Source organism: Sphingomonas sp. (assembly GCF_036387595.1).
Classification (GTDB): domain Bacteria; phylum Pseudomonadota; class Alphaproteobacteria; order Sphingomonadales; family Sphingomonadaceae; genus Sphingomonas.
This window is the reverse complement of record NZ_DASVTL010000122.1, coordinates 138,104-159,623: the sequence shown is the minus strand read 5'-3', so window position 1 is coordinate 159,623 and position 21,520 is coordinate 138,104. Positions and strand designations below refer to the sequence as shown.

At 67.9% G+C, this 21,520-nt stretch carries 21 protein-coding genes; 14 read left to right on the top strand and 7 right to left on the bottom strand.

What is annotated here, in order from left to right:
• Positions 1 to 12: 12 nt before the first annotated feature.
• Positions 13 to 438, bottom strand: coding sequence for an organic hydroperoxide resistance protein (locus tag VF643_RS16060; RefSeq protein WP_331044390.1), 426 nt, complete (start codon positions 436 to 438; stop codon positions 13 to 15).
• A gap of 104 nt (positions 439 to 542) precedes the next feature.
• Between VF643_RS16060 and VF643_RS16055 the strand changes: the two genes are divergently transcribed.
• From VF643_RS16055 to VF643_RS16040, 4 genes are all read left to right on the top strand, one after another.
• The gene (locus VF643_RS16055) at positions 543 to 1,127 is read left to right on the top strand and encodes an arylesterase (RefSeq protein WP_331044389.1); all 585 of its coding nucleotides are present in this window, start codon (positions 543 to 545) and stop codon (positions 1,125 to 1,127) included.
• A 117-nt stretch (positions 1,128 to 1,244) separates the two neighbouring features.
• Positions 1,245 to 3,725 carry a DegT/DnrJ/EryC1/StrS family aminotransferase gene (locus VF643_RS16050; RefSeq protein ID WP_331044388.1) on the top strand — a complete coding sequence of 827 codons (2,481 nt, stop codon included), beginning with the start codon at positions 1,245 to 1,247 and terminating at the stop codon, positions 3,723 to 3,725.
• Complete coding sequence (locus tag VF643_RS16045; RefSeq protein ID WP_331044387.1) at positions 3,722 to 4,783, top strand: glycosyltransferase family 2 protein; 1,062 nt, start codon at positions 3,722 to 3,724, stop codon at positions 4,781 to 4,783. The genes VF643_RS16050 and VF643_RS16045 overlap by 4 nt, the downstream gene beginning before the upstream one ends.
• 87 nt (positions 4,784 to 4,870) lie before the next feature.
• The gene (locus VF643_RS16040; protein WP_331044386.1) at positions 4,871 to 5,920 is read left to right on the top strand and encodes a PHB depolymerase family esterase; all 1,050 of its coding nucleotides are present in this window, start codon (positions 4,871 to 4,873) and stop codon (positions 5,918 to 5,920) included.
• A gap of 60 nt (positions 5,921 to 5,980) precedes the next feature.
• Here VF643_RS16040 and VF643_RS16035 read toward each other — a convergent pair whose 3' ends face one another.
• The 3 genes from VF643_RS16035 to VF643_RS16025 form a co-directional block, all read right to left on the bottom strand.
• Positions 5,981 to 7,042, bottom strand: a complete 1,062-nt coding sequence (locus VF643_RS16035) for an alanine racemase (protein WP_331044385.1) — start codon at positions 7,040 to 7,042, stop codon at positions 5,981 to 5,983.
• A 14-nt stretch (positions 7,043 to 7,056) separates the two neighbouring features.
• Positions 7,057 to 8,631, bottom strand: a complete 1,575-nt coding sequence (locus tag VF643_RS16030; protein WP_331044384.1) for an MFS transporter — start codon at positions 8,629 to 8,631, stop codon at positions 7,057 to 7,059.
• A 93-nt stretch (positions 8,632 to 8,724) separates the two neighbouring features.
• Positions 8,725 to 9,426, bottom strand: coding sequence for a murein L,D-transpeptidase catalytic domain family protein (locus VF643_RS16025; protein ID WP_331044383.1), 702 nt, complete (start codon positions 9,424 to 9,426; stop codon positions 8,725 to 8,727).
• A 202-nt stretch (positions 9,427 to 9,628) separates the two neighbouring features.
• Between VF643_RS16025 and VF643_RS16020 the strand changes: the two genes are divergently transcribed.
• The 3 genes from VF643_RS16020 to VF643_RS16010 all read left to right on the top strand — a co-directional run bounded on the left by VF643_RS16020 (position 9,629) and on the right by VF643_RS16010 (position 11,952).
• Positions 9,629 to 10,228, top strand: coding sequence for a L,D-transpeptidase family protein (locus tag VF643_RS16020; RefSeq protein WP_331044382.1), 600 nt, complete (start codon positions 9,629 to 9,631; stop codon positions 10,226 to 10,228).
• Positions 10,229 to 10,360: 132 nt separating this feature from the next.
• Complete coding sequence (locus VF643_RS16015; protein ID WP_331044381.1) at positions 10,361 to 11,662, top strand: glycoside hydrolase family 130 protein; 1,302 nt, start codon at positions 10,361 to 10,363, stop codon at positions 11,660 to 11,662.
• Positions 11,659 to 11,952 carry a GCN5-related N-acetyltransferase gene (locus VF643_RS16010; protein ID WP_331044380.1) on the top strand — a complete coding sequence of 98 codons (294 nt, stop codon included), beginning with the start codon at positions 11,659 to 11,661 and terminating at the stop codon, positions 11,950 to 11,952. Before VF643_RS16015 ends, VF643_RS16010 begins: the two co-directional genes overlap by 4 nt.
• A 1-nt stretch (position 11,953) precedes the next feature.
• Here VF643_RS16010 and VF643_RS16005 read toward each other — a convergent pair whose 3' ends face one another.
• The 3 genes from VF643_RS16005 to VF643_RS15995 are packed head-to-tail and all read right to left on the bottom strand — an operon-like array spanning position 11,954 to position 14,560.
• Positions 11,954 to 12,841, bottom strand: coding sequence for an amidohydrolase family protein (locus VF643_RS16005; RefSeq protein ID WP_331044379.1), 888 nt, complete (start codon positions 12,839 to 12,841; stop codon positions 11,954 to 11,956).
• Positions 12,838 to 13,893 (bottom strand): 4-oxalomesaconate tautomerase, encoded by a 1,056-nt coding sequence (locus tag VF643_RS16000; RefSeq protein WP_331044378.1) that lies wholly within the window; start codon positions 13,891 to 13,893, stop codon positions 12,838 to 12,840. The genes VF643_RS16005 and VF643_RS16000 overlap by 4 nt, the downstream gene beginning before the upstream one ends.
• Positions 13,886 to 14,560 carry a 4-carboxy-4-hydroxy-2-oxoadipate aldolase/oxaloacetate decarboxylase gene (locus VF643_RS15995; protein WP_331044377.1) on the bottom strand — a complete coding sequence of 225 codons (675 nt, stop codon included), beginning with the start codon at positions 14,558 to 14,560 and terminating at the stop codon, positions 13,886 to 13,888. Before VF643_RS15995 ends, VF643_RS16000 begins: the two co-directional genes overlap by 8 nt.
• Before the next feature lie 95 nt (positions 14,561 to 14,655).
• On the opposite strand from VF643_RS15995, the gene VF643_RS15990 reads away from it, so the two are divergent.
• The 7 genes from VF643_RS15990 (at position 14,656) to pobA (ending at position 21,508) form a co-directional block, all read left to right on the top strand.
• Positions 14,656 to 15,870 (top strand): LysR family transcriptional regulator, encoded by a 1,215-nt coding sequence (locus VF643_RS15990; RefSeq protein WP_331044376.1) that lies wholly within the window; start codon positions 14,656 to 14,658, stop codon positions 15,868 to 15,870.
• Between the two features lie 70 nt (positions 15,871 to 15,940).
• Entirely contained in the window at positions 15,941 to 16,810 is an 870-nt protein-coding gene (locus VF643_RS15985) for a DUF1932 domain-containing protein (protein WP_331044375.1), read from the top strand.
• Positions 16,807 to 17,832 carry an amidohydrolase family protein gene (locus VF643_RS15980; protein WP_331044374.1) on the top strand — a complete coding sequence of 342 codons (1,026 nt, stop codon included), beginning with the start codon at positions 16,807 to 16,809 and terminating at the stop codon, positions 17,830 to 17,832. Before VF643_RS15985 ends, VF643_RS15980 begins: the two co-directional genes overlap by 4 nt.
• A complete protein-coding gene (ligA, locus tag VF643_RS15975) occupies positions 17,829 to 18,299 on the top strand; it encodes a protocatechuate 4,5-dioxygenase subunit alpha (protein ID WP_331044373.1) in 471 nt (156 codons plus the stop codon). The genes VF643_RS15980 and ligA overlap by 4 nt, the downstream gene beginning before the upstream one ends.
• Positions 18,299 to 19,138 (top strand): class III extradiol dioxygenase subunit beta, encoded by an 840-nt coding sequence (locus VF643_RS15970; protein WP_331044372.1) that lies wholly within the window; start codon positions 18,299 to 18,301, stop codon positions 19,136 to 19,138. The genes ligA and VF643_RS15970 overlap by 1 nt, the downstream gene beginning before the upstream one ends.
• Before the next feature lie 132 nt (positions 19,139 to 19,270).
• On the top strand, positions 19,271 to 20,212 hold the full coding sequence (locus VF643_RS15965) for a Gfo/Idh/MocA family oxidoreductase (protein ID WP_331044371.1): 942 nt from the start codon (positions 19,271 to 19,273) through the stop codon (positions 20,210 to 20,212).
• Between the two features lie 126 nt (positions 20,213 to 20,338).
• Complete coding sequence (gene pobA / locus VF643_RS15960; protein WP_331044370.1) at positions 20,339 to 21,508, top strand: 4-hydroxybenzoate 3-monooxygenase; 1,170 nt, start codon at positions 20,339 to 20,341, stop codon at positions 21,506 to 21,508.
• Positions 21,509 to 21,520: the final 12 nt, after the last annotated feature.

Below are 21,520 nucleotides of genomic sequence, written 5' to 3'. Positions count from 1 at the left end.
CAGCGCCATCGCTCAAACCACCGTCAGGCCGACATCGACGTTGCCCCGCGTGGCATTCGAATAGGGGCAGACCACATGCGCCGCCTGCGCCAGCCGCTCGGCATCCGCGCGCTCGACGCCGGGCAGCGCGATCGTCAGGTCGGCGGTGATCCCGTAACCGCCTTCCGATCGGGGACCGAAGCCGATTTCCGCGGTCACGGTGGCGTCGGCAGGCACGCTCACGCCTTCCTTGCCCGACACCGCCTTCATCGCGCCCAGAAAGCACGCAGAATAGCCGGCGGCGAACAGCTTTTCCGGGTTGGCGCCCGTGCCGCCCGGACCGCCCATCTCCTTGGGCACGACCAGCTTCACGTCGACCGATCCGTCGTCGGATTTCGCGGCACCGTCGCGGCCCCCGGTGGCGGTGGCGCTGGTCTTGTAGATGACGGTGACGGACATGGATGGTCTCCTGATGAATAGCGCGCCTGAACGGTCCAACGCCCGTTCCGGCTCCGGCTGGAAATCGCATCCGGCCTCCCCATCTTCAACCCATGCCATCCGAAATGACGAATCATCCGAACGTGCTCGCGTTCGGCGACAGCCTGACCGCGGGCTATGGCCTGGCGAGCATCGACAGCTTTCCCGCGCAGCTGGAGCGGCTGTTGCGCACCACCCGCCCCGCCGCGCACGTCATCAATGCGGGCGTATCGGGGGATACCAGCGCCAGTGGCCGGGCGCGGCTGCCGCGTGTTCTTTCCCGGCTGACGGTGCGGCCGGACCTGGCGATCGTCGAACTGGGCGCCAACGATCTGCTCCGCGGCCTGGCACCGGCGCGGATGCGCGAGAATCTGGACGCGATCCTGCGCGCGCTCGCCGATTGCGGCATTCCGGTGCTGCTGGCGGGGATGCAGGCGCCACCGTTCCTGGGCAGCTTCGCGCGCGGTTACGACGCGGTGTTCACCGATCTGGCGGCGGCGCATGGCGTGCCGCTCTACCCGTTCTTCCTGGCCGGCGTCGTCGGCGATCCCGCGCTGGTGCTGGCCGACGGCATCCACCCCAATGCACGCGCGATCGGCATCGTCGCGCAGGCGATCCTGCCGCATGTCGAAGCCGCCCTGATCGCCGGCGAACGCGCGAAGGCGGCATAGCGGCGCGCGGCGGTGGCCGGGTTCGTCATTCGCGCGACCACAGCAAAGATTCTGCGCTAACCGGTCTTTAGGGACATTGGCGGCATGAGCGGCAGGACCACTGCCGAACGGAAGCCGATGATCCCCCTGCCCCTGATCGCGCCCAACCCGCCACGGCTGAGCGAACTCGGCGAGGCGCTGCGCCGGGTCGAGGCATCGGGCATCTACAGCAACAACGGTCCCGAAGTGCGCGCGTTCGAGGCGGAGGTGACGCGCGACCTGTTCGGCGGAAAGGGGGCAAGCCTGGCGGTGGCCAACGCCACGCTCGGGCTGATGATCGCGATCCGCCACGCCGCCGGGCTGGACCCGAAGCCCGGCACCTTTGCCCTGATGCCCGCGCTGACTTTCGCCGCCACCGCACAGGCGGCAGCCTGGGCCGGGCTGACCCCGTTGGTCTGCGACATCGACCCCGGCGACTGGGCAGCGGCAGAGGCCGAGGAGGAGCGGCTGCTGCGCCATTACGGCGCGCGCGTCGGTGTGGTCCTCCCCTATGCGACCTTCGGCAATGCGATCGACCTCGATCGTTATACGTGGCTGCGGCAGTGCTACGGCGTCGGCGTGGTCGTCGATGCCGCATCGTCGCTGGGCACGCTCGACGAGGCGGGCGAAGGCTTCGGGGCGGACGCACCGTTCGCGATCGTCCATTCGCTCCATGCCACGAAGACCTTTGCGGTGGCCGAGGGCGGGCTGATCCACAGCGGTGACGCCGGGCTGATCGCGACGCTGCGCGCGATGACCAATTTCGGCTTCGAGAGCGGACGCAGCGCGACGCTGCCCGGCATCAACGCCAAAATGCCCGAAGTGCTCGCGGTCATGGCGCGGGAGAAATTGCGCACGATCGAGGACGTCTGCACCCGCCGCGCCGCGGTGGAGGGGGCCTATCGCCAGGCGCTGGGGCAATTCGCGTTGCAGACGGTCGCCGGACGCCGTCGCGCGATGCAGTTCATGCCGGTTCTCGTTCCCGCCCGGATCGCCGACCGCCGCGACGCGATCGCCACGCGGATCGAGGCGGAGGGCATCGGCTGCGGTCGCTATTTCAGCCCGCATCTCGGCGAACAGCCCTGGTTCCGCGCGACCGCCGTTATCGAGCCGACCCCGGTCGCCGACGGCATCGCCGCGCGCATGCTGTCGCTGCCGATCACCGATGCGATGGACCCCGCCGATGCACACCGCGCCGCCGACGCCTTCGTCCGCGCCTGCGCCGCGGAGGACCGTATCGTACCCGCACGGGCTGCGGCGCCACGCATCGCCTCGCTGGTCGTCGTCGGCGGCGGGCCGGCTGGCACCGCATTGCTCACGGCCGCGACCAAGCGTGGCCTGCTGCCCGATCTCGCCGCATCGGGCCTGGTGGTGGTGGAGCGCGACGCCGCGATCGGCGGCGGACGGCTCGGCCGCTATGCGATCACCTCCGATTCGACCGCGCAGACCTTCCTCACCGCGATCCGCGACAATATCCACCCCGAACTCGCCGCGCTGGTGGACCACGCAGCGGGTCGCGCCGTCGCCAAGCACGAGGCCGCACTCGGCGTGCCGCTGGTCGAGGTCGGGCCGCTGCTTCGCGAGAGCGGCGAGCGCCTGGGCGGCATCGTTCGTGCGAACGGCGGCGCGGTCTTGTCGGGGCATGAAGCCGTTGCGGCGGTGCGTGACGGCGACGGATTGTGGACGGTCAAGCTACGCCGCCTGAGTGATGGCCATGTCTTCGACCAGCGCAGCCGCGCCGTCGCGATCGCCACCGGCGGGCACCAGCCGCTCGACCGGCTCGCCGCACAAAGCGTCGCAGGCGCCCGGCTCATCGACATCGCAGGCGAACGGTTGGTTCAGTCGGACGACGTGCTGACACTCGGCGGGTTCGAGAAGGTCGCCGATCTGCTCTGCGCGAAGCGGGCGCCACGGATCGCGGTGATCGGCGGATCGACCAGCGCGCTGACCACGGTCGCGCTGCTGCTGCGTGGCCGCCCCGCGCTGCCGCTTGGCGCGGGCGCCATCACCCTGCTCCACCGGCGGCCCCTGCGCCCCTTCTATCCGTCGGTCGAGGCCGCCCATGCCGAAGGGTTCACCGATTTCGGCCCGCAGGACATCTGCCCGGTATCCGGCTTCGTCTATCGGCTGGCGGGTTTCCGGCTGGAGGCGCGCGACCTGGTGCTGCGCATGCTCGGCATCGACGGGCGCGCGCCCGATCCGCGGGTCGCGCTCCACCGCATTGAAGGTGACGACGCGCGCGCCAGGAACATCCTGCGCGACGCCGACCTCGTCATCGCGGCGCTCGGCTATCGCCCGCACGCGCTGCCGGTCCTCGACGCCGCCGGCTCCGCCATCGCGCTGGCGGCCCATGGCGGGGCGCCGATGGTCGATCGGCATTGCCGCGTGGTCGATGGCGCTGGTGCAGCGATCCCGGGACTTTACGGCATCGGTCTTGCCGCCGGCTTCGTCCCCTGGGGCGCGCTGGGCGGCGAGGCGAGCTTCTCGGGTCAGGCCAACGGCCTGTGGCTGTGGCAGAACGACGTCGGGATGATGATAATCGATCAGGTGCTGGCGCAGGAAGCGCGCGCGGCGGCGTGAGCGGATCGCCGACCTCGCCGATCGTCTCGGTCGTCATGGCCGCCTACAATGGCGCGGGGTTGATCGAGGAGACGCTCGCCTCGCTGGCGGCGCAGACCCTTGCCGATTTCGAGGTGCTGGTGGTCGATGATCGCTCCACCGACGCCACCCGCGACATCGTGCGCGCCTGGCCCGACGATCGGGTCCGCCTGATCGCGCTGGAGGTCAACGGCGGCCCGGTGCGTGCGCGCAACCGCGGCGTGGCGGAGGCGCGCGGTCGCTATATCGCCGGGCTCGACCAGGACGATCTGTGCCGCCCCGAACGGTTCGCGCGCCAGGTGGCGTGGCTCGATGCCCATGCCGATTGCGCCCTGCTCGGCACGCAGGTCGATTGGCTCGACGGCACCCGCACCGGCCCGTCGCGCTATCCCGCCGTGACGACGCCCGCGCTGATCGCGTGGCTCACCTGGATAGAGAACCCGCTTGCCTGGTCCTCGGTGATGGTGCGCGCCGACGTCGCGCGCCGGCTCGATCCGTTCACCCGGCCCGAGATCCTTTATGCCGAGGATTTCGACCTCTATCACCGCGTCCAGGCGCATGGCGGAATCGCCCGGCTGGACGAGGCGCTGGTCGTCTATCGCCGCCACGGCGGCGGCGCGTCGAACCGCTTCACCGAAACGATGGAGGACAGCGCCACCCGCGTCCTGGCGCAGGCGCACGCCGCGATCCTGGGCGAGGCGGCGGCGGCGGCGCTCGCCCGGCTGCTCGTGGTCCACCTGATGCGCGGCGATCCCGTGCCCGATCGCGCGACGCTGGCCGCGCTGGGGGCGGGCATGGCGACCCTTCAGGCGGCGTTTCTGGCGCGCCATGATCCCGCCGCCGACAGCCGCCTGATCCGCTGGGAAACCGCGCGACGCTGGGCCGGGATCGGCCGCGCGGGGCTTCGCGCGGGCACATTGACGCTGGCGGACCTCGCGGCGGTCAGGCCCGCCGATTTCGGCCTTGGCCATGCAGGGGTCGACGATCTGCTATTGTCGCGGCTCGTCGGCTGGACGCGCACCCTGCGCCGTGCCGGTTAGGGACTGCGACCCCCTTGCCCTCGCGCCTGTCCGCCCCCATAAATTGTGCAGCGCAGCATAGAAAGCGTGATCTCCTGGAGGATGAACATGCGTTCGATCGCTGACACCATAACCCGGCTGCACCCAAAGATCGGCGCCACCGGCACCGACCGGCTCAGCGACCTGCCCGATTTCGGCGCCAGCGCCAGCGGCCTTCGCGCGCGCTGCTACGTGCCCGACGATCTTCCTGCCGGCGCCCCGCTGGTCGTGGTCCTGCACGGCTGCACGCAGACCGCGGCGGCCTACGATCACGGCTCGGGCTGGTCCGAACTGGCCGACCGCCACGGCTTTGCGCTGCTGTTTCCCGAACAGACTCGCGCGAACAATCCCAACCTGTGCTTCAACTGGTTTCTTCCCGCCGACACGACCCGCGGCCAGGGCGAAGTGGCCGCCATATGCGCGATGATAGAGAAGATACGCGCCGCCCACGCGCTCGATCCCGCACGAGTCTTCGTCACCGGCCTGTCGGCGGGCGGCGCGATGGCGAGCGCGCTGCTGGCGACCTACCCGGACGTTTTCGCGGGCGGCGCGATCATCGCCGGCCTCCCCTACGGCACCGCATCGTCGGTCGGCCAGGCGATGGAGCGGATGCGCGGATCGGGGCTTCCCGATGCAGCCACGCTGACGCGGGCGGTGCGCGACGCATCGCCGCACCAAGGGCCGTGGCCGCGGGTGTCGGTATGGCACGGCACCGCCGATCACACGGTCGCGCCGGCGACCGGCGAAGCGGTGGTCGCGCAGTGGCTTGGCGTCCACGATCTCTCCGCCGGACCGAGCGAGACCGCGCTCGTCGACGGTGACGCCCAGCGCATCTGGCACGATGGCGATGGGCGCGTGGCGGTGGAGGCGCACGCGATCGCGGGCATGGCGCACGGCACGCCGATCGACCCGATGGGCGAGGACGGCTGCGGCGCGGGCGGGGCGTACATGCTCGACGTCGGCGTGTCGTCGACGCTGCGGATCGCCGAAAGCTGGGGCCTGACCGACACCATCGCGGTCCCCCGCGCGCGCGCCAGGCCGGCAGCCCCGCCACAAGCCGCCAACGGTGTCGGCGACATCATCGAGGGCGCCCTGCGCGCCGCAGGATTGATGCGCTGAAATCCTGACGTGCAGCGATGGTCGGCGGGTGGTGACACGGCCACATTCGCATCTACCCGCCTATGACCAGATGCGCGCGTGCCGCTGCCCCAGCCCGGTAATCAGTTCATATTGCGACATGCCCGATGCCGTCGCGGCTTGCGGCAAGGCATAGTCGATGGCCACCCAATCGCCCTCGGCCGGCGGAGCGGCGGTGACGTCGAGCGCGATCAGGTCCATCGACACGCGCCCGATAACCGGGAACATGCCGTCACCGGCCGATCCCGTGTCCGAAAAGCCGCGCCAATAGCCGTCCGCATAGCCGAGGTTGAGAATGGCGACCTCCGTCTCGCGCGCGGCGGTCCAGACGGCGTTGTATCCTACCGTCTGGCCGGCGGGCACGCGCCGGCGCTGGAGAACCTGGGACTGCGGGCGAACGACCTGCGCGATCACGCCGGCGAACTCGGCACGAGGGATGCCGCCGTAAAGCGCCAGACCGGGCCGGGTGAGGTCGAAGGAATAGTCCTCGCCCAGGGCGATGCCGGCGGAATTGGCCAGGCTGAGCCGTTGCGCGCGAGTCCGGCCGGCAAGAGCGGCGAACGTCCGCTGCTGGCGCGCGTTCATCGCTGTCGCCGCCACGCTGTCTTCATCCGCGCACGCCAGATGACTCATCAGCGTGTCGATCGTCAGCGCTTCGAGCAACGCGACATCGTCGGTGGACAGCCCTAAACGGTTCATCCCCGTGTCGATCATCACGTCGCACACACCGCCACCGGCATCGCGCCACCGCGCCACCTCTGCGGAAGTATTCAGCACCGGTCTTGCGAAGCCGGACAGCGCAAGGGGCATGTCCTCAGGCCGCACGCCGTGCAGGACGGACACCGACAGACCCAGCGGCGCCAGCGCCTGCGCCTCCGCCCAGGTCGCGACGTAGAAATCACGGCACCCCGCCGCCGCCAGTCTGCGCGCGACCTCGATCGCCCCCAGGCCATAGCCATCGGCCTTCACCGCCGCGCCGCATGCCGCGGTGCCGCTCAGCCGGTCGAGCGCGCGCCAATTGGCGACCAGCGCCGCTCCGTCCAGGTGCAAGCGCAGGGGCGCAGTATCCGCGATCACGGTCGCACGGGCAGATGGCGTGTCCACAGGCCGCGCCGGTGTCATCGCGCCGGGCGTTCCTCACGAAGCCAAACCGCCGTCACCACAAGCGCCATCGCGACGACCACCCAGGTATACCAAAGCCCCGCATAAGGATCGCCCGTCCGCGCCACGATATATTGCGAGATGAACGGCAGGAATCCGCCGAAATACCCCGTGCCAAGATGGTAGGGTATCGACAGCGAACTGTAGCGGATCGCCGGCGGAAACATTTCGGACAGCAACGCCGCGACCGGACCGAAGGTGACGCCGGACAGCGCGCCCAGCATCAGGATGAGCACCAGTATCTTGGCGATGTTCACAGCCGACGGCACCACCGGATTCAGATCGTACCCCGCCGCTGCCAGCGCGGCATCGACCCCGGCGGGGCTGTGATCGGGCACGGGGATGCCGCCGATGGACAGCACCGTTCCCGGCGTCGCGCGGGTCTCATAGGCGACGCCCTTCTTCGAGAGGTGATCGAGAAGCTGCCCGCACGCATCGCCCTGCGCCTTGGCAAACGGGCTGTAGGCGCAATGCGGCCCCGACACGATCACCGGCGCGGCCACCGCCGCTTTCGCCAGGCCCGGATTGGCGGCCGACCCCAGTCCCCAGAAGATGGGGAAGAGCAGCAGCAGCGTCGCGGCATAGCCCCAGACGATCGGCTTCTTGCGCCCGATCCGATCCGACAGTCGCCCGAAAAGAACGAACCACGCCATCCCCATCAGTGCGCCCGCGCCCACGATCAACTGGGCGATCGTCTCGTCCACCCGCATCGGCCCTTGCAGGAAGGACAGCACGGTGAACATCGCGGTATACCATATCACCGTCAGGCCCGCCGCGATCCCGAACAGCGCCACGACCATGCGCTTGAGATTACCCGGATAGGTGAAGCTCTCCACGATCGGGTTCTTCGCCCGCTCGCCTGCCGCACGCATCGCCGCGAACACCGGACTTTCCGACAGTTTCAGCCGCATCCAGAGCGATATGGCCAGCAGCACGATCGAGAAGAGAAACGGCAGCCGCCAACCCCATTCCTGCCAGACCGCGGCGGGAAGCAGCCCCTTGGTCACCAGCACGACGGCCAGGCTCAGGATGAAGCCGCCGACCACGCCGGCCTGGATGAAGCTGGTATAGAAGCCGCTTTTGCCCGGCGGCGAATGTTCCGCGACATAGATCGCCGCTCCGCCATATTCGCCGCCGAGCGCCAGGCCCTGCGCGATCCGGAGCAGCAGCACCAATGCCGGTGCAGCCAGACCGATCGTCGCGGCGGACGGGACCAGCCCGACGCCTGCGGTCGCGATGCCCATCAGCGCGATGGTGACGAGAAACGTATATTTGCGCCCCAGTCGGTCACCCAGATAGCCGAACAGCACCGCGCCCAGCGGCCGGAACCCGAAACCTACCGCAAAGCCCGCCCAGGCGAGCAGGGTCTGGACGATTTCGTTACCCGCAGGAAAGAACGTGCGACCGATGATCCCCGACGCGGCGAGCGTGCCGTAGATGAAGAAATCATACCATTCGAATACCGTGCCGAGCGACGACGCGGTGATGACCAGGCGGATGTCCGCTGGTGACGGCTGTTCGGTATGTTGCATCGGGCCTCCCTGCCCACCCGCCCTAGCGGGTTACGGCCGAGACTTGAACAGCCCAAAGTCCGTCCTCGCCGAGCCGCCTCGGCAAAGCTTGGATCACACCTTCGTCGCGTAGATCATCCGCCCTTCGCCCAGCCGCGCGAAAACCTCGGACAGGTCGTTCTCGCCCACCGCGAAACACCCCTGGCTACGCCCGAGCACACCGCGGGTGCGCAGAATGTCCTTGTTGGCATACCAGGCCGCATGGACCACGATCGCGCGGCCGAGCGCATTGTCGTTGGTCGGGTCAAGCCCGATCAGCCGCTGCGAGCGGCCATGCTTGCCGACGTAATAATCGCTGGCCAGAAACGCCCCCTCGCTGGACGCATTCGATCCGAAGGCGTTGGAGAAGCGCGCGAGATAGCCGGTGTGCGCAGGATCGGACCCGCTGCCATGCGCCACGAGCAACGACGTGCTCCTGCCCGATGCGATATCGAGGAAATGGAGCCGGGGCTGTGATGACGGAGCCGCGAAATCGACGATCGCGATCCGATCCCTCTTCACCTGCCCGCCATGGCGCTGGAGCGACGCCAGCGCGCGACGGAGCAGTTCGGGACGGACGACCTTTGAACTGGTGATGATGGGCGCCGGCCGACCGGGAAGCGGAGGCTGCGACAGCGGTTTCAGATCGCGTGACGTGATACGCGCCATCTTCTGTGCCGCCGACACCGCGCCGGGCACCGCAAGCAGGCTGCCCAGCACCAGGCTGTTCTTGACCAACGCACGCCGATCGCGTGCCACTTCGCCCATCTCGTTCATCTATGCCCTTGCATGACCAGCCACACCCGCGAACCCGATATAGCAGCGAACCGGTTAAATTTCGCGCGCGAATTCCGTCGGTTGCGGGATGCCTCGTGATTTCGCCGCGAAATACCATCGTCTCGTCGGTTGCACCGATGGAACACCAAACGGGGGGTCGCGCGTTGATTCGGCTAGAGTGTACCGGTCAGGAGTATCGACCATGAAGGCATGGGCCATCACGCTGGCGCTGTTCGCCACGTCAGCCGCGGGAAGCGCGCACGCCGCGGACGGGGATGTCGGCGTGACCGCCGCCGCAGCCGTGGCCGTCCCGCCCAATCGATTCGTCTGGGCCGACAACGCCGGATTGGAGCCGGTCAGTGTCGTCGTGAGCGTCACCGATCAGCGCGCCTATGTCTACCGCGGCCAGACGCTGATCGCGGTATCGAGCGTATCGACCGGCAAGGAGGGCAAGGGTACGCCGGCGGGCACCTATCCGATCCTCCAGAAGAAGGAGGATCACAAATCCAACCTCTATGACGCCGCGCCGATGCCCTTCATGCAGCGGCTGACCTGGGACGGCATCGCGCTTCACGCCGGCCGCAATCCGGGGTTTCCCGCCAGCCACGGCTGCGTCCGCCTGCCCGCCGCCTTTGCGAAAAAGCTGTTCGCGATCACCACTGTCGGCACGACCGTGACGGTCATGGACGAGCCGTTCGTGCCGGGTGATGACTGGGTGCCTGAACCTGCCGCGATGCCCGATGCAGAGACGGCGACGACCGCAAAGGCCAATTCCACGCAATTGGCGTCGATAGGCAGGTAAGCCGACCGTTGGAAGCCCGCGGCGTTACCTGCGTCGACGCCCCGGCTGAGCGACAGTCGGACGATTTTCCGGAGCGCCTAAGCATCGAGAGAATGCTGTACCCCAGCACGCTCCTCAGGCGTTTGCCCGCCCATGACAAACGCCATTCCGCTGCACCATCTCGACGTCGTCCTGCGGCCGGACCCGGCGCGCACCGTGATCCGCCCGTTCCTGCCGTCCGATCCGCAAGCATTCGCGGTGGAAGGGCACCCCCGCGCCGAGCGCATCATCGCACGCGTCCTCGCGATCCCGCCGCATGAACTCCACGTCGAACTCGATCGCGCGCGCGCCTCGCTGGACCAGCGCCACCGCGACGTCTGCCCGCTGCTCGAACGTCAGTTCGATGCCGTGGCCGGGATGGTCCCGGCAGATGCTCAGGTGTCGCCCGACCAGCGCATCCTGATCGGTGCGTACCTCAGCGCGGAGTACAGCTTCGAAGCCGCCGCGCTGTTCAATCCCAGCGCGGTTCCTCATCCCGATCAATCGGGACTGGAAGACGGTGCGGTCCGCATCGTCGTCAGCTTGCGCGGTATCGGCGAAGGGCATCTGTCATCGGTGACCTTTCGGACGGGTGTCTGGGCCGCGGACGGCACCCTGGCGATGGACCCGGCCAGCGCCACCGCGATCCCGCCGGTGATCGAAGTACCGCTCGGCTGGCACGACGGCGACACGATCCAGCTCGACTGCAGGGGCAGTCGCGAACCATCCGAAACCGTCCTGTTCCCCGTCGTCCCCAGCCAGAGCCGCGGACTGGAAGACCTGCGCCTCACGCCGGTGCAGTTCTTCGATAACGCGCCGACCTATGCGGGCACGTACACCGCTTTGGGCGACAAGGGCGTGCGGCAGGAGATGCTCCAGGCCGACGATTTCCGTACCTTCAAGATGCACCCGGTGATCGGTGAGCTTGCCGGGGCAAAGGGCATGGCGCTGTTCCCTCGCCAGATCGCGGGCAAATTCTGCGCCATCTCGCGCCACGACAATGAAAATCTGTGGCTCGCAATGTCGGACGACCTGTTCACCTGGCACCCGCAGCGCAAGATACTCGAACCCGCCTATCCCTGGGAAATCATCCAGATGGGCAATTGCGGATCGCCGCTGGAAATCGACGAAGGCTGGTTGCTGCTCACCCACGGCGTCGGCGTCGTCCGAAATTACTGCATCGGCGCTGCGCTCCTGGACCGCGACGATCCGTCGAAGGTGCTCGGCCGCCTCGCGCATCCGCTGATGGAACCCGGCCCAGAAGATCGCGACGGCTATGTGCCCAATGTAATCTATAGCTGCGGCGGGATCGTCCGCGGCCGCACCCTGCTGCTTCCCTACGGCATCGCGGACAATTACGCGGGCTTCGCGACGGTGTGCGTGGACGACATTCTGGCCGCGATGACGATGCCGTGAGCCGACAGGCGCTCGAAGCCGAATGGCTGCACCTGACGCGCGTGATCCTTCCGGCCCTGGCGGCAGCACGCCGCTGGCCCGTTCGCGCGGATCATTGCTTCCAGCGCATTCTGCTCGATCACGCGACCGGAGGCTGCTGGTATGACTCGATCGCGGAACGTCCAGCCTATGCGCATGCGCCTGAGCAGACGCTGGCGAACGCGGTCGCGATCGGCCGTGCCGTCATCGCGGGCGAAGCCGACCTGGCAGCGTTGAACCGAGCGTCACTTGCTTGGCGTGCCGAGCGATGAATCAGGCTTCCTCGGGCCAATAGAGGCGCATCGGATTGGCGACGAGCAGCTTGTGCTGCAATTCGGGCGTAGGGGCTATGCGGGGGATCATGTCGGTCAGTGCGCCATCGTCGGGGATCGCGTCCTGCATGTTCGGATGCGGCCAATCGGTGCCCCAGATCGCACGGTCCGGATACTCCGCTACCAGCGGCGCGACCGCCCGCGCGAAATCGTCCCAGGGCGGGCCGGCGGCGTCGAGGCGATCGGGGCACGTCGCCTTGAAATGCACGTCGGGACGGCTGTCGAGCAGCGCACGCAGCGCACGCATGTCCGCGCCGTCGGCACCTTGGGCAACGTCGGGGCGGCCCATGTGATCGAGCACGATCGGCACCGGCATGGCATCGAGAAACGGGCGCAATTCGGTCAGGATGTCGGCTTCGAAATAGATGACGACGTGCCAACCCGCGGGCAGGCGCGCGGCCACGTCGAGGAACTTGTCCCTGGGCGCGTCATCGACCAGCCGCTTGAGGAAGTTGAACCTTATGCCGCGGATGCCGCCCGCGTCCAGCGCATGCAAAGCGTCCTCGTCGATGGCGGGATCGACCGCGGCGATGCCCCGCGCCTTGCCGTTCGACAGAGCGATGGCGTTCAGCGTCGCCGCATTGTCGACGCCGTGGCAGGTCGCCTGGACGACGACATTGTGTGCGAAACCCAGCCGGTCGCGCAAGCCGAACAGCATCTCTGGCGTCGCATCCTGCGGCCGGTATTTGGCCTTGGCGGAGAAAGGGAACCGATCGGCGGGCCCGAACACATGACAATGCGCGTCCACCGCTCCGGGCGGCGGCACGAAGGCTGGCGCGCAAGGCGTCTCGGTCCAGCTGCGGATACGGCCGTGCGCGTCGGTGCTCATGCGAAAATTCGGCCTTCCATCAATTTGCGCGCGGTCCGCAGCAACGCCGCGCCGGTGACATATCCGACCGAGTCCAGTTCCAGGACGCACGTCATCTCGCCGGTCGGATGCTCGACCGACAGCGTTCGCAGCGCACCCGACCCCACCTCGGCCACATCGGCGGCGGGCGATCCGGCGATCAGGCATGCGGTGGCGACGCTGACCGCCCCCAGCACCCCGATGGTGGCATGCGCGCGGTGCGGGATGAAACTGCGCACCGTCACCGCGCCGCCATGTGCCGGCGGGGCAACCAGCATCATCTTGGGCACCGATTTGTCGGCGACGTCACCCAGGTTCATCAGCGGCCCCGCGCGCAGCCGGATCGCCTCGATCCGCGCCTTGAGTTCCGTTGCCGCCTCAAGCGTGTCGCGGTCCTCATAGCCGGTCGCGCCGACATCCTCGGCCTTGAAGACCACGCAGGGCATGCCGTTGTCGACCAGCGTGCAGGCGACGCCGTCGATCAGATCGACCGCGTTGCCGGTCGGCAGCAATGCGCCGCAAGTCGACCCGGCGGTATCGCGAAATTGCACCGGAATCGGCGCCGCCGTGCCCGGCACGCCGTCGATCCGCGCGTCGCCAGCATAAATGACGATGCCTCCCGGCGTCGCAACCGTCGCGACCGCCGCTTGGCCGGTGTTGACCATGAAGATGGCGACGCGCGTCTCATCGCCGGTCGCGGCCACCAGTCCGCGCTCGATCGCAAAGGGTCCGACCGCGGCGAGCATGTTCCCGCAATTCTGCGCATCGCTGACGATCGCCTGATCGACGAACACCTGGAGAAACAGGTAGTCCACATCGACATTCGGCCGTGCCGAGCGCGACACGATCGCGACCTTGGAGGCGAGCGGGTCGGCGCCACCCATGCCGTCGATCTGACGGGGATCGGGCGATCCGAATGCGCGCAGCAGGAATGCGTCGCGTGCCGCCGGATCGCTCGGCAAGTCGTCGGCCAGGAACATGCCGCCTTTCGACGTACCGCCCCGCATCCAGGTGCAGGGCACGCCGTCACTCATAGCGCAGGCCCATAGCCTCCAGCTTGCCGCGCATGTCGTAGATGTCGAGCCCGAGTTCGCCCGCCGCAAGTCGCTGACGCTTGGCTTCCTCGTTCGCCTCGCGCATCTGCGCGGCCTTCAGCACCGCGGCCGCATCGGCCCGCCTGACGACGCACACGCCGTCGTCGTCGGCGACGATCACGTCGCCGGCCTCGATCGCGGCACCCGCGCAGACGATGGGAACGTTGACCGATCCGAGCGTCGCCTTGATCGTGCCTTGCGCGAACACCGCCTTCGACCAGACCGGGAAACCCATTCGCGAAAGGTCAGCAACGTCGCGCACACCCGCGTCGATCACCAGGCCGCGACAGCCGCGCGCCATCGCCGAGGTGGCCAGCAGATCGCCGAAATAGCCGTCTTCACAGGGACTCGTGGGAGCGAGAACCAGGATGTCGCCCGATCGCAATTGCTCGATGGCGACGTGGAGCATCCAATTGTCGCCCGGCGGGGCCGAGATCGTGATCGCCGAACCCGCGATCCGCGCACCGGCGTAGATCGGACGAAGGCGACTGCCGAGCAGGCCGATGCGGCCCTGCGCCTCGTGGACGGTGGCGACGCCCGCCGCAGCCAGGCCGTCGATCACGGCAGCATCCGCGCGTCCGATTTTGCGTATCACCCGGCCTGCCATGCGATGCTCCCTTGTCGCGCCGCGATTGGAGGATGGCGCCCGACGGCACCAATCACAATCGTGTGAAGGCGATAAGTTTTTGCTATCATCAGTCCATGACGCCAGGCCCCTATTCGCTCAATCTGCGCCATTTGCGCGCGCTTTCGGCAATCGTCGAACGCGGCAACATGAGCGCCGCGGCACAGGCGGTGAACCTTTCGCAGCCGGCGTTGACCCAGGGGCTGGCCAAGCTGGAGCGGCAATTGGGCACGATCCTGTTCGACCGCCGATCCGACGGAGTCAGCGCGACCGCTGCGGGTCTGGCGCTTGCCGAACGGGCCACCGCAGCCTTCGCGCATCTGACCACGGCGACGCGCGGCGCGGCGCGGCGCACGGGGCGCGGCTTCGCGCTTCCCGAAATGCTGATGACCGCAAGCCAGTTGCAAGCGTTTCTGGCGCTCGCCGACGCCGGGAGCTTCGCCGCGGCGGCGGTGGCGACAGGTGTGTCGCAGCCCGCGCTCCACCGTGCGGTGCGCGATCTGGAACAGATATGCGGCGTCGCGATTGCCGAGCGGCGCGGGCGCGGGGTGGTGCTGACCGCAGCCGGCCGGCGGCTGGCCCGCGGCGTCCGGCTGGCGGCGCGGGAGATCGGCGCGGGGATCGCGGAACTCGGCAGCGACCAGCAGGCGGGGCGGATGGCGATCGGCGCGATGCCGCTATCGCGCGCGCTGTTGCTGCCGCGCGCCATAGCGGCGTTCGTCGGCAGCACGCCGCGCGCGGTGATCGACGTGGCAGAAGGATCGTGGCGCGAACTGGTCGAGCCGCTGCGCGACGGCATCATCGACCTGATGGTGGGCGCGCTGCGCGACGAGCCTCCGCCGGGCCTGGAACAGCGCGCGTTGTTCGAGGACCGGCTGGTGATCATCGCGCGTGTCGGGCATCCGCTGGCGGCGATCGTCGAACCGACGCTGGACGATTTCGCGGAATATGGCTGGGTCGTCGGACAGGTGGATACACCGCTGCGGGCGCAGTGGGACACGCTCTTCGCCGGGCGGCCGGCGCCGGCGGCACCGATCGAGTGCGGATCGGTGATGGTGATCCGCGGCGTGCTGCGCGACACCGACCTGCTGACCCTCCTCTCGCCGGATCAGGTCGCGCTGGAAGTGGCCGGCGGACTGCTGACGACGATCGGACGACCGCTGGCACACGGGGTGCGGACGATCGGGATCACGACGCGGATCGGCTGGCGCCCGACGGCGGCGCAAGCCCGCTTCATCGCGCTGCTCGAACAGTTTGCACGCCCGGGTCCGCTATCCGGTTCCGCGGGATAGTTCCGAAAATCGAATATCCGTTCGGCGATTGGATTTGCGCGCACGCCTCGCCCGATCTTACGCGATTTGCATGGCAGTCACGCTGGCCTTCATCGGATTCGGGGAAGCTGGCGCGGCCTTTGCGGGCGACGTGCCGGCTCAGGGATATGACAGCAAGACCGACGACGCCCAGACGCGTGCGGCCAAGCTCGCCGATTTCGCCGCCGCAGGCGTCACCGCCTGCGACAGTGCAGCCGATGCCCTGAGCGGTGCGCAAGCAGTGCTCTCGCTCGTCACCGCCGATCAGGCGCTTGCAGCTGCACAGGCCGGGGCGAAGTCGATCGCGACCGGCACCTTGTGGTTCGACATGAACAGCGTCGCGCCCGAGACCAAGCGCGCGGCCGCTGCGGCAATCGAGGCACCCGGCGGGCGCTATGTCGATGTCGCGGTGATGGCACCGGTCCATCCCAAGCGGATGGGCGTGCCGTTGCTGGTCAGCGGGCCACATGCCGCCGAGGGCGCGCGCGCATTGAAAGACATCGGCTTTCACGACGTGTCGGTCGTCGACGGCCCCGTAGGCGCGGCATCGTCGATCAAGATGATACGCTCGGTCATGGTCAAGGGTGTCGAGGCGCTGACCGCCGAATGTCTGCTTGCCGCCGAGGCCGCGGGAGTCACAGAGGCGGTGATCGCCTCGCTCGATGCCAGTTCTCCGTCACCGGGCTGGCAGGCTCGCGCCGACTATAATCTCGATCGGATGATGGTCCACGGCTTGCGTCGCGCCGCCGAAATGGAGGAAGTCGTCGCCACGCTCGAGGCGCTCGGCACCGGATCGGCGATGGCGCGGGCCACGATCGCGCGCCAGCGGGCGATCGGTGCCCTGGAGCTGACGCCGCCCGATGGCCTGGCCGCCAAGCTCGGCGCCCTTCTCCCGATCCACGAAAAGGCGCGCGCCGCATGACGATGATAATCGACTGCCACGGCCATTACACCACCGCCCCGCCGCAGCATGATGCGTGGCGCGACGCGCAGAAAGCGGCGTTTAAGGCCGGCGAGGCGCCCCCGCCCTACCCGGCGATCTCCGACGACGAAATCCGCGAGACGATCGAGGCGAACCAGCTGAAGCTGCTCCGGGAACGCGGCGCGGACATGACGATCTTCTCGCCCCGCGCCTCGACGATGGGGCACCATATCGGCGACGAGGGCGTGAGCATCGCCTGGGCGCGCGCATCGAACGACCTGATCGCCCGCGTCTGCGCGCTATATCCCGAGACGTTCGCCGGCGTGTGCATGCTGCCGCAAAGTCCGGCGGCGGATCTGGCCGGGTCGATCGCCGAACTCGACCGCTGTGTGAACGATCTGGGCTTCATCGGCTGCAACCTGAACCCCGATCCCGGCGGCGGGCATTTTACTGCGCCGTCGCTGACCGATCGTTACTGGTATCCGTTCTACGAGAAGATGGTCGAGCTGGACGTGCCGGCGATGATTCACGTGTCGGGGAGCTGCAACCCGGCGCTGCACGCGACCGGCGCCTTCTACATTGCCGCCGACACGATCGCCTTCATGCAACTGATCCAGGGCGATCTGTTCCGCGATTTTCCAACCTTGCGCTTCATCATCCCGCACGGCGGTGGTGCGGTGCCCTATCACTGGGGGCGCTACCGTGGTCTGGCGGACATGCTCAAGCAGCCCGATCTGGCCACGCACGTGATGAACAACGTGTATTTCGACACCTGCGTCTATCACCAGCCCGGCATCGACCTGCTCGCAGAAGTGATCGACACCAAGAACATCCTTTTCGGGAGCGAGATGGTGGGCGCGGTACGCGGCATCGACCCGCAGACGGGGCAGTATTTCGACGATACGAAACGATACGTCGATGCGCTTTCCGTGCCCGATGCCGACAAGCACGCGATCTTCGAAGGGAATGCGCGGCGCGTGTTTCCCCGGCTGGACGCCAGACTGAAGGAGCGCGGGCTGTGAACCCTGTACGCGACATCCACGCCTATCTGGCGGAGTTCGACGATATTCCGGGCACGCGCGTCTATACCGCCAAGCGGGCACGCAAGGGCTATTGGCTCAACCAGTTCGCGATGAGCCTGATGAAGGCGGACAATCGGTCGCGGTTCAAGGCCGACGAGCCATCGTATCTGGACGAGTGGAAGCTGACCCCCGCCCAGCGCGACGGTGTGCTGCGCCGCGATTACAACCAGTTGCTCGACGAGGGCGGCAACATCTATTTCCTGGCCAAATTGTTCTCGACCGACGGACAGAGCTTCCTCCAGGCGGTCGGCACGATGACCGGCATGGCACCGGAGGATTATCAGGCGATGATGGTCGCCGGCGGCCGATCGCCCGAGGGGCTTCGCTCGCTGAAGGCGATGGCAGCGGTCGCCGATATCGCCGGCGAGATCACCAACACGCCCGTGCCACCAGAGGAGCCCCGCTGATGGCGCGCATCACCGCCGGCATCGCATCGAGCCACATCCCCGCGGTCGGCGCGGCGCTCGACAATGGCAAGACCGCCGAACCCTATTGGGCGCCGGTGTTCGCAGGCTATGACTGGGTCAAGCGCTTCGAGGCGGAGGAAAAGCCCGACGTCGTGATCCTGGTCTACAACGATCATGCCTCGGCCTTCGACGCGAACCTGATCCCGACCTTCGCGATCGGCTGCGGCGAGGAATTCAGGCCCGCCGACGAAGGCTGGGGGCCGCGGCCGGTGCCGGTTGTCGAGGGGCATCCCGATTTGGCGTGGCATATCGCGCAAAGCTGCATCCTCGACGAATTCGACATGACGATCATCAACCAGATGGACGTCGATCACGGGCTGACCGTGCCGCTGTCGCTGATGTTCGGGCAGGTCGCGGCGTGGCCGTGCCGGGTCATTCCGCTCGCGGTCAACGTCGTCACCTATCCGCCGCCGTCGGGCAATCGCTGCTGGGCGCTGGGCGAGGCGATCGCGCGCGCCGTCGCAAGCTATGACGAGGATCTGAATGTGCAGGTCTGGGGCACCGGCGGCATGAGCCATCAGTTGCAGGGGCCGCGCGCCGGGCTGATAAACACGCCCTGGGACACCCGGTTCCTCGACTGGATGACCGCGAACCCGCAGGCGCTGCGCCACATGCCGCATATCGACTATCTGCGCGAGGCGGGCAGCGAGGGGATCGAGCTGGTCATGTGGCTCATCATGCGCGGCGCGATGGGGGAAGCGGCGGCGGAACTGCATCGCTTCTACCACGTCCCCGCCAGCAACACCGCGGTCGGCCATATCGTGTTGCGGCCGGCGTAAACAAAGCCCTCTCCCCTCCGCGGAGAGGGTTGGGAGAGGGGCAGTCCATCAACCTCAAACCACAGGGTCGGGATCGAGAGACTGCCCCTCTCCCCGACCCTCTCCCCGCCAGCGGGGAGAGGGAGTTTAGCCATGAGAATCGCCCTCGCCGGTGCCGGCGCGTTCGGGGAAAAGCACCTCGACGGATTGAAGTTGATCGACGGTGTTCAGGTGACGAGCCTGGTCGGCCGACGGCTGGAGCCGACGCAGGCGGTCGCGCAGAAATACGGTATCGGCCACGTCACCACCGATCTGGCCGAAACGCTGGCGCGCGACGATGTCGACGCGGTGATCCTGTGCACGCCGACGCAGATGCACGCTGCCCAGGCGATCCAGTGCATGGACGCAGGCAAGCACGTCCAGGTCGAGATCCCGCTCGCCGACAGCCTTGCCGATGCCGAAGCCGTGCTGGCAAAGGCGCAGGCGACCGGGCTGACCTGCATGGTCGGCCACACGCGGCGGTTCAATCCGAGCCACCAGTATCTGCACGCCAAGTTCACGGGCGGCGAGGCGGCGATCCAGCAGATGGACGTCCAGACCTATTTCTTCCGGCGCAAGAACATGAACGCCAAGGGCGAGGCGCGGTCGTGGACCGACCATCTGCTCTGGCATCACGCCGCGCATACCGTCGATCTGTTCGCCTATCAGGCAGGGCCGATCGTCGCCGCCAACGCGCTGCAAGGGCCGATCCACCCCGAACTCGGCATCGCGATGGACCTGTCGATCCAGCTGAAAGCACAGAGCGGCGCGATCTGCACCTTGTCGCTCAGCTTCAACAACGACGGGCCGCTGGGCACTTTCTTTCGCTATATCTGCGACACCGGCACCTGGATCGCGCGCTACGACGATCTCGTCACCGGCAAGGAGGAACCGGTCGACCTGACCGGCGTCACCGTGTCGAACAACGGCATCGAATTGCAGGACCGCGAGTTCATCGCCGCCATCCGCGAGGGGCGCGAGCCGAACAGTTCGGTCGCGCAGGTTCTGCCCTGCTACCGCGTGCTCGACGCGCTGGAGGTGCAACTTGGCCGCTGAAATCCTCCCCGGGACGGGGAGGTGGCGCGCGCAGCGTGACGGAGGGGGGCCTCCGCGGGCGGGTCGCCCGTGGCGTACCCCCTCCACCAGCTTCGCTGGTCCCCCTCCCCGGGCCGGGGAGGATTTATGAGGACGTCTGTCGCGATCATCGGGGCCGGCCCGGCCGGGCTGCTGCTCGGGCATCTGCTGCGTGCGGAGGGCATCGCGTGCGTCGTAGTCGAGCGGCAGACGCGCGCCCGCGTCGAAAGCCGCATCCGCGCGGGCGTGCTGGAGACGGTGACGACCGACCTGCTGCGGCGGCTGGGGCTGGCCGAGCGGCTGGATGCCGAGGGGCTGATCGAATCAGGCTTCAACCTAGCGAATGACGAGGCGCTGATCCGGGTCGACGTGACCAAGCTGACCGGGCGCCACGTCACCGTCTACGGCCAGACCGAGGTGACGCGCGATCTGATCGCCGCGGCACCATCGCGCGATCTCGACATCGTTTTCGAAGCGAGCGAGGTCGCACTCCACGACGTCGACGGCGACGCGCCGTTCGTCACCTACGCAAAGGACGGTGCGCTCCAGCGTATCGACGCGGACTTCATCGCCGGGTGCGACGGCTTCCACGGCCCGTCGCGCAAGGCGATCCCGGCCGCGCGGGTTCGCGAGTTCGAGCGGGTCTATCCGTTCGGCTGGCTCGGCATTCTGGCCGATGTGCCGCCGTGCCACGACGAATTGATCTACGCCAATGGCGCGAAGGGATTTGCCCTCGCCTCGATGCGCTCGCCGACGCGCAGCCGCTATTACATCCAGGTGCCGACGACCGAACGGGTCGAGGACTGGCCCGCGACGCGGTTGTGGGACGAATTGGAGGCGCGCTTCGCCCCCCTGGCGCAGCGTGCGGTGGTGCGCGGCGACCCGCTGGAAATCTCGATCGCGCCGCTGCGTTCCTACGTCTTCGAGACGATGCGCCACGGGCGGCTGTTCCTGGCGGGCGATGCCGCGCATATCGTACCGCCGACCGGCGCGAAGGGGCTGAACCTGGCGGCGTCGGACATCGCCTACCTCTCGACGGCGCTGATCGCGCATTACGCGCGCGGCGACGAGACGCTGCTGACGGGCTATGAGGCCAAGGCACTGGCGCGGATATGGAAGGCGGAGCGGTTCAGCTGGTATCTGACCAAGCTGATGCACCGTTTTCCCGAGGATGGCGCGTTCGAGCGGCGGATGCAGATCGCCGAGCTGGATTACGTCGCACAATCGGCGGCGATGCAGACCGTCATCGCCGAAAATTACGTGGGATTGCCGCTTTAGGGGCTGTATCCG